Below are 10,331 nucleotides of genomic sequence, written 5' to 3' on the forward strand. Positions count from 1 at the left end.
CGATACCGCCAATAGCGGCGGGCACAGCCATTGGCGCGACCCTGCCAAAATCGTCTCCCCCCGTTCGGCCATTATCGCCGTCGATGCCTCACATACGCCCGGAAACCGGCCAGCCCCCCGGCGTTCGCGCGCCTATAGACATATTTCCATTCACGGGAACAGACATATCCGCGATGTTTCGGGCAGTAGGCGCTGGTCGGCGCCGCGCATTAGCGGGGATCGGCCTGGGGTATGCCGGAGTCGCGTGCGCGGCGCGGCGTGCTGCGTGTGCCCTCGCTGTGCGCCGGGCGCTGCGCGCGCGTTTCGCGGCTGGGCCGGGCCTGACGTTCGGCGCGCTGCGTTCGCTGACGCTCGGCCCGTCTTTCGGCGCGCTGCGGGCGGGTTGCCGGAGCGGAGCGCATGGCGGGTTCAGCCGCTCTCGCGCCGCGCCGTTCTGCCCGGCGTTCGGTCTCCCGGCGTTCTGCACGTATTTGCGCACGTTCGCCACTGCGCTCGGCACGGCCACGCCGTTCTGCACGGCGTTCGCGGCGTTCCTGGCGGCTGATGTCGCGCTGGTCGCTGTTCACGCGGTCGCGGATCAGGCGTCCGGCGCGTTCCCCATTGGCAATGGCGTCACGGCGGCGGTCGAGCCGGTCGAGGCGGCGTTCCTGCCGCGGATTCAGGCCTTCCCTCCGGTCGCGGCGTTCCTGGCGGCTGATGTCGCGCTGGTCGCCGTTCACGCGGTCTCGGATCAGGCGTCCGGCGCGTTCCCCATTGGCGATGGCGTCACGGCGGCGGTCGAGCCGGTCGAGGCGGCGTTCCTGCCGCGGGTTCAGGCCTTCCCTCCGGTCGAGGCGCTCAAGGCGGGCAATGCGGCGATCGATCCGGTCCAGCCGGACGCCGGGATTGGCATTGCGCCAGCGACGGAATTCCCTGTGCCGCCCTTCCCAGTGATCGCGGTGGTTGGCGCGCCAGCGGTGCCGCGTGCCGCGCCGATCGAAGATGTAGATGCCGTGGCCCGGATAATAGAAATTATCGTACCAGCCATAATAAGCCGGATAGCGATAGGTCCGGTGATAGCCGTAATCGTCGTAATAATAAGGATCATATCCGGCGTAATAACCATCGCCATAGCCATCGTCAGAATAGCCGCCGACCCCGACGCTGACGCCGCCATAGCCATAATCGCCAAAGCTGCAGGCACCGAGCGTCAGGCCCAATAGGCCGATCAGTGCTGGTTTCAGTGCCTGTTTCATTGCCTTGCCCTCCAATGTTGAAGGCTTTTGTAGCGTTTCGGGCTTGAACGCTCTCTGAACCGCCGGGCTAGCGTTGGTTCAGCCCAAAAAGGAAAAGGGCGCGCGATCCGGTTGGAAGCGCGCGCCCTTTGCCATCCCGCAATGAGCGGAAAATATGTCCAGGCTTACGCCTTTGTCAGGTGCGGCGAGATCAGCTTGTTCATCTCGAACATCGTGACCTTGTCCTTGCCAAAGATCGGCTTCAGCTTGCCGTCCGACATGATCTCGCGCTTGTTCTCGGGATTCTGCAGGTCATGCTTCTTGATGTAGACCCACATGGCGGAAACAACCTCTGCCCGGGTCATCGTGTCTTTACCGGTAACAGCTGCCAGTTCGGCGGACAGTTTCATTGGCTGCTGCAGGGCATTGGGTGACTTGGCCATTTGGGCACACTCCTCGTTGGGTTCAGGCTCTAGCGGAGGCACCCCTGGGCGCTCCCCACCGCCAATGCGCTCGTTGAAAGCGTGTTCGGGCGGCGCGGTCAATGGTTGCCGCGACGAAATTACGAAATTTTTGCCGCAGGGGGCACTCGGGGTTGCTCTGGATCAATGGCGGGCGGGCTAAAAAGGCACTTTCGCGGCGAATCAGCGCCTACTTTCCGGGCGGTATCGTTTGCATGCGGCACCCCGTTCGGTAGACAAGGCCCGAGCCGGATATTCAGGAGCATGGACGGAATGGCAAAAGGACGGAGCATCGTTGTGGAGGGCACGAAGACCGGTATCGGTTTTGGCAGCGCGCTTGCCATTGCGATTTCGTGGAGCGTCAACAAATCGATCCTGTGGGCGATTTTTCATGGTTTCTTTTCATGGCTGTACGTCATTTACTATGCGCTGACCCGGTGAGCGGATGGACCGCATCGCGCGCAGAGGGGCTGGACCGTCTGGACGCGTTCCTGCCGCGCGCCGGACGCGCATATCAGGCGGATCGCAACCATGATCTGGGACCCGGGCAGCGGGACGCGACGTCGCTCCTGTCACCCTATCTGGCGCGCGGGCTGGTTGATGAGGCAGAGGTGATCGCGGCGGCCCTGGCGGCGCACGGACCGAATGACGCCGGAAAATTCATCAGTGAGGTGTTCTGGCGGATTTATTTTCAGGGACATCTGGAATGGAAGCCCGATGTCTGGCGCGCCTATGTCGAGACCCGCGAGTCGGATCTTGCCGCGCTGGATCTAAATGCACAGCGCGCAGCCGCCTATGAGGCCGCGATCGGCGGCCGGACGGGCATTGACGCGTTCGATACCTGGGTGAAAGAGCTTATCGAAACCGGGTTTCTGCACAATCACACGCGCATGTGGTTTTCCTCCATCTGGATATTCACGCTTCGGCTGCCCTGGACGCTGGGCGCGGACTTTTTTCTGCGCCATCTGCTTGATGGGGATGCGGCGTCGAACACGCTGAACTGGCGCTGGACGGCCGGGTTGCACACCCAGGGCAAGACGTATCTGGCGACGAAGGCCAATATCCGCCGCTATACCAGCGACCGGTTCGCCCCGGAGGGCCTTGCCGAGGAAGCGCCTTCGCTGGAGGACGCGGTTCAGCTGCACCGCAGGAAAGACCTGGCGCTTGCGGATGAACTGATTCACGATGGCCCCTTCGCATTGCTGCTGCACGAGCAGGATACCGCGTTCGAAACGCTGGATCTTGGCGGCCGTACGCCCGACCTTGTCATTGGCGTGAGCCGGGCGGCGGCGCGCTCTTCCGGTGCGGTATCGGCGGCCGTCACCGCCTTCACAGAAGCCGCGGTCGATGACGGCCTGCGCCGCGCGGAGAAAGCCTTTGGCTGTCCCGTCGCCGTCTGGACAGAAGACCAGACGCTGGGCGGCATCCTGGCGAAACGCGGCCTGTCGACGCTTGCGGTCCCGTGGATCGGTGAGGGATGGCTGCGCGATGCCCTTCGCGAACCCCTGAACGCGCACGCCGAGGCCCTCCCCTGCGCGCGCCTGCTGCGCCCGCTTCAGCGTGAGACGTGGCCGCATGCGAAGGCGGGCTATTTCGGCGTCCGCAAAAAGATCGCGCGGCTGATTGCGCCGCATCTGCCCAAGGACCGTGAACAGACCCTGCCGCTATGAAAGGGGCCTGATCCGTGTCAAGCGACCGGCAGGCGGGCAGGAAGGGCGGATCAATGCGAAGCGCGGCGGAAAAGGGCTGGTTCGCGCGACTGTTTTTCCGGCTGCTGGTCTGGCTTTACCGGCGCGGCGGATGGACGGCGACCGGTGAGGCGCCCGCAGTTCCGAAATATGTGCTGATCGCGGTACCGCACACGACGAATTGGGACTTTCCGAACCTGATCGGGGTCGCCGACGAGCTGGGCATGGAGCCGTATTTCATTGCCAAGTCATCGCTGTTTCGCTGGCCGATGGGCCGGTTCATGCGCAGCGTCGGCGGTATTCCCGTCGACCGCGCCGCCGCCAAGGACATGGTGCAGCAGATGGTCGATGAATTTGCGGCACATGAAACGCTCGCACTCGTCATTGCGCCCGAAGGCACGCGTAGCGCGGTCGATGAGTGGCGCAGCGGCTTTTACCGGATCGCGATGGCGGCGGGGGTTCCCATCGTCTGCAGCTACATGGATTATCAGCGCCGCCGCGTCGGGATTGGCCCCATGATTTATCCCACCGGTGACTATGAGGTCGACATGGAAACCGCCTTCGCCTTCTACCGCGATATCCTTCCTGCCCATGTTCCAGGCTTCACCCGCCCCTGACGACCGGTCGGCGATGACGGGTCGTCAGAGGCAGGTGCGGGTCAAGGCCGCGCAGAGCCTTCGCCCGTTTCAACCGTCCTTGGGAACGTCGAAGGATGGTTCCTCGGGCTCGCGAATGTCGTAATCCCGTTCCCAGCCTTCGTTCTGCAGTACGAGACGCTGAACGGCGACGGCGCTGCCCTGTGAATCGAGATCGTCCAGCGCGATGAATTCCGACGGCCAGCAGCGGAAGATGTGGTAGGCGATGGCAAGCTGTCCGGCCTCGTTATAGAGTTCCAGTCGAATGTCCTTGCGGAAGTCCTTCGACGATTGTTCATTGCCTGCCGCGCCCCCGAAATTATGCACCTTATTGGCCCAGGTTTCGAATTCCATATCATGGGTCACGCCGCGTTCGAGCGTGATGGGCTCAAAACGCGTGCGCCCCGGCGCGACCCGTGAAGAGGACACATCGCCGCCTTCCCTGTGCGGCACGACGTGCGTGGTCCGGCGCAATGCGCTCACTTTGGATATTCCCGCAATGTAGCGGCCATCCCACAATAAACGGAATTTGAAATTCTTGTACGGATCGAAACGATGCACATTGACGCTGAACTGTGCCACGGCGTGGTCCTCTCACATTGGTTTGCGATACCCCCGTATCAGGAGGTCACCCACATGAAATGTCAAATATCGGCGTTCGCGCCGGGTTGGGTCACCGCGCGCTTGCGGCGGCGACCCTGTTCACGCAGGAGAGAGAGATGAAAACGATCTTCCGCTCCGCCCGCTTCCATCGCGCCCGCTTCCTCCCCGTCACGGCGGCCCTGCTGCTGTGCGCATGCATGCCCGTCGGTGAAGATTCGCCGACGACGAACGGGCCGGTGTCGGCGGCCGCCGCGCAGGACGCGTTCTTCACGCGTCTGTCGGCGCTGTGCGGGCAGGCATTTGGCGGTGAGGTGGAGGTCGACCGCGATGCGCAGGGGCGCGATGCCGGCGCGGACTCGCCGTTCGCAAGCGGGCCGATCATTATGCATGTCCGGGATTGCACGGAGACCATGATCCGGATCCCGCTGCACGTTGGAAACAACCGTTCGCGGACATGGATTATAACGAAAGCGGATACCGGCCTGCGTCTGAAACATGATCACCGGCACGAAGACGGGTCAGAGGACCCGGTAACCCAATATGGCGGTGACACCGCGTCCATGGGATCTCCGGCGCGTCAGGAATTTCCGGTCGATACGGATTCAGTGGCGCTGTTCGGGCAGCAGGGCCTGGCGGCCTCGGTCAGGAATATATGGGCGATGGAGATCGAGCCGGATGTGCGCTTCACCTATGAACTGGCGCGTCCGAGCGGACGGCTGTTCCGGGTCGCGTTCGATCTTGGCGAGGCTGCGGAGCTGCCACCACCGGCATGGGGATATGCGGACGGGGCCGCGGACGGGGCGCGATAGAGCGGGCCTGCTTAAGCGGGGGCCAGGCTCCAGAAGGGGCGGGGGGTCTGCGAATGGGTCCCCGGCACCGCCGGGGACCCACCGGAATTAGGAAGCGTCGGAGAGGTTCATCGCGCTTTCTTTACCGTTGCGGCCGGTTTCGACCTCATACGATACGCGCTGGCCCTCGTTCAGCGTGTCCATGCCGGCAGCCTGAACCGCACTGATGTGGACGAAGCTGTCGCTGCCGCCATCTTCGGGCTGGATGAAACCATAGCCCTTGTCGGAGTTAAAGAATTTTACGGTGCCGATAGGCATAATTGAGTTCCTTTCAAAGAACTTATGGGTGCGTCCGGCATGCGAAATTGCCGCCGGATCGCCGCGTCTAGTCGTTCGATGGAAAGGAAGTCGTCAGTCGGAACCGACGCCCGGGGGCAGCGGTAAAAGTCAAGCGAAGTCCGTCGCAAATCCGACGTTGGCACCGGCTATATAGGGTATCCTCACCGATTGTGAAGGGGCGTTTGACATCCGATGCCGCGGGATCGGCAGACAGGGACGGATCGGCCGCGCGGGGGCGGGCCGAATTGATAGCGGGCTTTCGCCGCAATGCGCCTATGATGGCGCCGCGCCGTCGGCCCTGCAAATGCCGCGGGTCGCGCGCGGAGGACATGATCATGGGCAAGGGCGACAATCGCAAGGGCAGCAAGGAAGCGCGCAAACCGAAAAAAGAAAAAGTGAAGACCAACGTCTCCAATCCATCGATTAAGGGAATTGTCGAGCGGGCGAAATCCTGAAGCCGCCACTGCGCGCGGTTCGGGCGGCGGGACGGCGACGTCGTTTCGCCGCCGTTCGGCTCAGATTCGCTTCATGGGCCTCTGCCTCTGGAACGGGATATGCGTCGTTTCCACCGCTAAATTGTCACGCGCGTTTTGCCGCACGGGCGCGGGTGTCCGTGCGTGGCACTTTTCCGGCTGTGTCCCGTTGGCCTGTCCTAACCTGCCCGTAAAGGAGTTTGAAAATGGCCGACCGTTCGCTTTCACAAATCGCCGCGAAGCTGAAGGATATCGACATTGCCATGCTGGTCACCAAGACCGGCGGTGACGGCAAGATCGCCGCCCGGCCCATGTCCAATAACAGGGATGTCAGCGCCGAGGATGGCACTACCTATCACTTTACCACGGACGATGGCCGGATCGACGACGATTTGCGCGCTTCCTCGCAGTGCGGCGCGACCTATTCGAGCGGCGAGTTCTACGCCGCCGTGCAAGGTGAGGGCCATTTGATCCGCGACCGGGCGACACAGGAAAAGCACTGGGTGAAAGACCTGGAAGCGTGGTTTGACGAGGGCCTCGATACCGATGGCCTGATCCTGATCGAGGTGAAGCCCGCCCGCATCGACTGGTGGGACGGCCGGGAGAGCGGCGAGATCACGCTGTAGCAGACGCCCCCCTTTGTCCGCCGCCTGCACGCTGCTAAGCAATCCTGCACCTATGCGGGCCTGCAAGCGCGGTGCGGCGGGCGGACGATCGGAGGAAAGCGGGCGATGAGCGATCTGAATGGAAACTGCCTGTGCGGCGCGGTTAGCATTACCTTGCAGGAGGTGAAGGCGGAAGTCTCTGTGTGCCACTGCGACATGTGCCGCCGCTGGGGCGGCAGCGCCTTCATGGGCGTGAGTGGCGGCGCGTTCCGTGTGAAGGGCGAGGACCACGTCACGGTCTATACGTCCTCCGACTGGGCGGAGCGCGCCTTTTGCAAGGCCTGCGGGTCCAACCTTTACTATCGCTATGTTCCGGGCGACCATTACAGCTTTCAGGCCGGCCTGTTTTCGGACGCGGACGCGCTTAGCATGTCAGAGCAGATCTTCATCGACGAGAAGCCGGATTATTACAGCTTCGCCGATGACACGCCAAAGCTGACGGGCGCAGAGGTCAAGGCGAAATACGGCGTGGGGTAGAGCGGCGGGAACAACCCGGCCGCGTAGGGCATCCCTTTGCTTTGTATACGTCCCCTATCCCCTTGCCGGACCCGGAGGCCAGATATAAGCAGGTCGTCATATTCAGGAGTTTTCGAAATGATCCAGAGCCACCGCTAAGGCGGAAACGATGCACGCGGGGCGGGGCTCCGCCGACGATACTCTGATTTCGAGACGATCATGCAAAGACTTAACAAGAAAACGTGCGTTATCACCGGCGCCGCGCGCGGCATCGGCCACGCCATCGCCGCGCATTTTCATGCAGAGGGCGCAGATGTCATCCTGACCGACATCGACGAGGCCGCAGGGGCAAAGGCGGCTTCGGGCCTTGGCTGCCGGTTCGAACCCCTGGACGTTCGGGAAGAGGCGGACTGGGACCGCCTGAAACGCGCGGTCCCCGCCGCCGATGTCGTCGTCAACAATGCGGGCGTGACGGGGTTCGAGGGCGGCATGGTGGCCCACGACCCCGAACATGCCAGCCTTGCCGACTGGCGCGCGGTGCACAGCGTCAATCTGGACGGGACGTTCCTCGGCTGCCGCTATGCCATCGGCGCGATGAAGGCGCGGGGGGCAGGGTCCATCATCAACATTTCATCGCGCTCCGGCCTGGTCGGCATACCGGGCGCGGCGGCCTATGCCTCGTCAAAGGCCGCCATCCGCAATCACAGCAAGACCGTGGCGCTGTACTGCGCGCAGCAGGGCTGGAAAATCCGCTGCAATTCCATCCACCCGGCGGCGATCCTGACCCCGATTTGGGAACCCATGCTGGGTGACGGCCCCGACCGCGACGCGAAGATGCAGGCCCTGGTCGCCGACACCCCGCTAAAGCGCTTTGGCGTCCCCGAAGAAGTCGCCGCCCTCGCCGTCACATTGGCCTCCGACGAGGCGACCTATGTGACGGGCACGGAGATCAACATCGATGGCGGGCTGCTCGCGGGCTCGGCGGCTTCGCCGGGGTAAGGTGAGGGCAGTAGCTGGCAGGCTTTGGGCATGCCGATGCGTGCGTGATGTGTTCGCGACTGAACGATATAAGGTTCAGGTATCGTGTCCCTGTAATTCCACTTCCTGCAATTCTACGCGGAACAGCTGAGCGAGAGCAGGGCTGATGATTTTCCTTGTTGACAGTATTAATGTATTAGCGCACTAACTCACTGATCGCACCCTTTCCGCTGCCGGAGCCTTCCGATGATTAGTGACCCAACCCACCCGTTTCCCCCCGTTGCCCTGTGGCGGGTAAACGCGCTGCGTTTCCTGTTCCTATTGATGGCATTTTTCATGGGCAGCATGTTGTGGATGCAACTGATTTTCGATTTCTCCGACCTGAGTGCCATGGGCGGAGTGGCCACGTCGCTGCTTGCTGCGTTGTCGTTGCTGTCACTGCTCGGCATACGTTACCCATTGAAGATGCTGCCACTGATGCTGTTTGAAATGACTTGGAAAACCGTCTGGCTGACTTGCATCGCCGGGCGCAGCTGGATGGCCGGGACATGGTCGCCCGAGATTGAGGGCATTTTCTACCAATGCATTGGAATAGTGATCGTATTTGTGATCATGCCCTGGCGCTACGTCTGGGCGACCTATTTCGCATCGCCGATGGAACCGCTGTTCCGTCCGAGGGAAGCCCCTGACGCATGATGATAGGGCAGTCTGCGATCACTCCATCGCGTCTCGCTGCGCCTCGCCTGCCGCCTCCCCCAAAGAAGTCGCCGCCCTCGCCCTCACTTTGGCCTCCGACGGGGCGACCTATGTGACGGGCACGGAAATGAATATTGATGGTAGGGCCGCCCGCGGGGTCGGCGGCTTCGCCGGGGTGAGGAGGCGCGGAATGCAGCCGTATAAAAGATGCTACTCAAAATGATCAGATTGGATTGGTGAAGATGTAACAACCGTAAGCGAAACTCTCCAAGGGCCGAATGAAGGAAGAGCGAGCGAATCTTTTACCGATATTCCATCGGACGGGCGTGATAGAGATGGCGATGGTGATTTTGATTTTTATGATCGTGAAATGGAAATTATGGAGGCGAATGGTACGGTCACTATGGGCGAAAGAGATAGAGTGTGGTGGGCAAATCGCTTTCATGAGTGGGGAGGAGATATTGTAGAATCTTGGGAAGAGTTTGTAAATTGGATAGAAGAAGAATTTGGCCAGTGTGGCAATGGGAATCAAAATAATGATGATGAACAGATGCCGGGATGCTAAAGAAGGAAATTTTAATTTCAAATCTTTTATAGTGTTTGATTCATGAAATTAAAAAGCGCATTGCCGTATGTGAAAAGTAATATATTATTTTCCTTTCTATTTTTTTCAATATTTTTTATTTTAACAATTTTTCTTTTTAAGTATTTTAATCATATAATAATGGAATATCTGTTTAACGATATGAATCTTGCTTTCCCCAATGGGGGAAGTATGTATATATATAATTTTTTTGCTGTTACTTTTGAAGAGTTTTGTAGGGTTTTGTCAATTTTATTGAGTATGTATATCACGGGGAAATTTGTTTCAAAACCCGTATCCATACATAATTTTGTTTTAGTCGGATTGATTTTCGCAATTTCCGAACGAATATCGAAATCCTATGGGGATTTACATTACTGGTTTGAAAATTATGATAATATAAAAGTATTCTTTGCAGCAATGGCAATACATACACTGATAACAGTTTTGTATGGAAAAATGTTCATAGAAAAAGCAAAATTTAGTGTATTGTTTATTTCAGTATTCATAATATTAATGACTCATTGGATTTATAATATACATAGTGATCTTATGGAGAGATTTATTTTATTATCGCGTGGAAGTCTGGAATATAGTTTTGTATCTTCAATGATAATAATCTTTCTCGTTTTAATATTGATTTTTCTACTCATGTATATAAGAAAATCGCATAGCTTTCGAAGTAAAATTCAGTAGGATGCTTCATCCGTGCGCAAAATTACAGGGAAACTAAAAATTTCAGAGGCACTATA

The 10,331-nt window shown here is 59.3% G+C and carries 13 protein-coding genes; 9 read left to right on the plus strand and 4 right to left on the minus strand.

Going from position 1 to position 10,331, the window contains the following annotated elements:
• Positions 1-209: 209 nt before the first annotated feature.
• Both KCG44_RS13900 and KCG44_RS13905 read right to left on the minus strand, forming a co-directional pair.
• A complete protein-coding gene (locus tag KCG44_RS13900) occupies positions 210-1,235 on the minus strand; it encodes a hypothetical protein (RefSeq protein WP_218446719.1) in 1,026 nt (341 codons plus the stop codon).
• A 164-nt stretch (positions 1,236-1,399) separates the two neighbouring features.
• Positions 1,400-1,657 (minus strand): SWIB/MDM2 domain-containing protein, encoded by a 258-nt coding sequence (locus KCG44_RS13905; protein ID WP_218446720.1) that lies wholly within the window; start codon positions 1,655-1,657, stop codon positions 1,400-1,402.
• Between the two features lie 291 nt (positions 1,658-1,948).
• Here KCG44_RS13905 and KCG44_RS13910 point away from each other — a divergent pair, with 291 nt between their 5' ends.
• From KCG44_RS13910 to KCG44_RS13920, 3 genes are read left to right on the plus strand one after another with little or no spacing between them, the layout of a single operon-like run.
• Complete coding sequence (locus tag KCG44_RS13910; RefSeq protein WP_218446721.1) at positions 1,949-2,116, plus strand: hypothetical protein; 168 nt, start codon at positions 1,949-1,951, stop codon at positions 2,114-2,116.
• Positions 2,113-3,345, plus strand: coding sequence for an FAD-binding domain-containing protein (locus KCG44_RS13915; RefSeq protein ID WP_369411992.1), 1,233 nt, complete (start codon positions 2,113-2,115; stop codon positions 3,343-3,345). The genes KCG44_RS13910 and KCG44_RS13915 overlap by 4 nt, the downstream gene beginning before the upstream one ends.
• A gap of 14 nt (positions 3,346-3,359) precedes the next feature.
• The gene (locus KCG44_RS13920) at positions 3,360-3,980 is read left to right on the plus strand and encodes a lysophospholipid acyltransferase family protein (protein WP_369411993.1); all 621 of its coding nucleotides are present in this window, start codon (positions 3,360-3,362) and stop codon (positions 3,978-3,980) included.
• Between the two features lie 69 nt (positions 3,981-4,049).
• On the opposite strand, the gene KCG44_RS13925 is transcribed toward KCG44_RS13920, so the two are convergent.
• Positions 4,050-4,580 (minus strand): phage tail protein, encoded by a 531-nt coding sequence (locus KCG44_RS13925; RefSeq protein ID WP_218446723.1) that lies wholly within the window; start codon positions 4,578-4,580, stop codon positions 4,050-4,052.
• 59 nt (positions 4,581-4,639) lie between these two features.
• Here KCG44_RS13925 and KCG44_RS13930 point away from each other — a divergent pair, with 59 nt between their 5' ends.
• Positions 4,640-5,410 (plus strand): hypothetical protein, encoded by a 771-nt coding sequence (locus KCG44_RS13930; RefSeq protein WP_218446724.1) that lies wholly within the window; start codon positions 4,640-4,642, stop codon positions 5,408-5,410.
• Positions 5,411-5,497: 87 nt separating this feature from the next.
• Here the strand turns inward: KCG44_RS13930 and KCG44_RS13935 are convergent, their stop codons facing one another.
• Entirely contained in the window at positions 5,498-5,707 is a 210-nt protein-coding gene (locus KCG44_RS13935) for a cold-shock protein (RefSeq protein ID WP_218446725.1), read from the minus strand.
• Positions 5,708-6,407: 700 nt separating this feature from the next.
• Between KCG44_RS13935 and KCG44_RS13940 the strand changes: the two genes are divergently transcribed.
• The 5 genes from KCG44_RS13940 (at position 6,408) to KCG44_RS13960 (ending at position 9,561) form a co-directional block, all read left to right on the plus strand.
• On the plus strand, positions 6,408-6,827 hold the full coding sequence (locus KCG44_RS13940) for a pyridoxamine 5'-phosphate oxidase family protein (RefSeq protein ID WP_218446726.1): 420 nt from the start codon (positions 6,408-6,410) through the stop codon (positions 6,825-6,827).
• Between the two features lie 105 nt (positions 6,828-6,932).
• Positions 6,933-7,343, plus strand: coding sequence for a GFA family protein (locus KCG44_RS13945; protein WP_218446727.1), 411 nt, complete (start codon positions 6,933-6,935; stop codon positions 7,341-7,343).
• A 198-nt stretch (positions 7,344-7,541) separates the two neighbouring features.
• Positions 7,542-8,321 carry an SDR family oxidoreductase gene (locus tag KCG44_RS13950; RefSeq protein ID WP_218446728.1) on the plus strand — a complete coding sequence of 260 codons (780 nt, stop codon included), beginning with the start codon at positions 7,542-7,544 and terminating at the stop codon, positions 8,319-8,321.
• A 225-nt stretch (positions 8,322-8,546) separates the two neighbouring features.
• Positions 8,547-8,996 (plus strand): hypothetical protein, encoded by a 450-nt coding sequence (locus KCG44_RS13955; protein ID WP_218446729.1) that lies wholly within the window; start codon positions 8,547-8,549, stop codon positions 8,994-8,996.
• A gap of 370 nt (positions 8,997-9,366) precedes the next feature.
• Complete coding sequence (locus KCG44_RS13960) at positions 9,367-9,561, plus strand: hypothetical protein (protein WP_218446730.1); 195 nt, start codon at positions 9,367-9,369, stop codon at positions 9,559-9,561.
• Positions 9,562-10,331: the final 770 nt, after the last annotated feature.

The organism is Pacificimonas pallii, assembly GCF_019204005.1.
GTDB lineage: Bacteria > Pseudomonadota > Alphaproteobacteria > Sphingomonadales > Sphingomonadaceae > Pacificimonas > Pacificimonas pallii.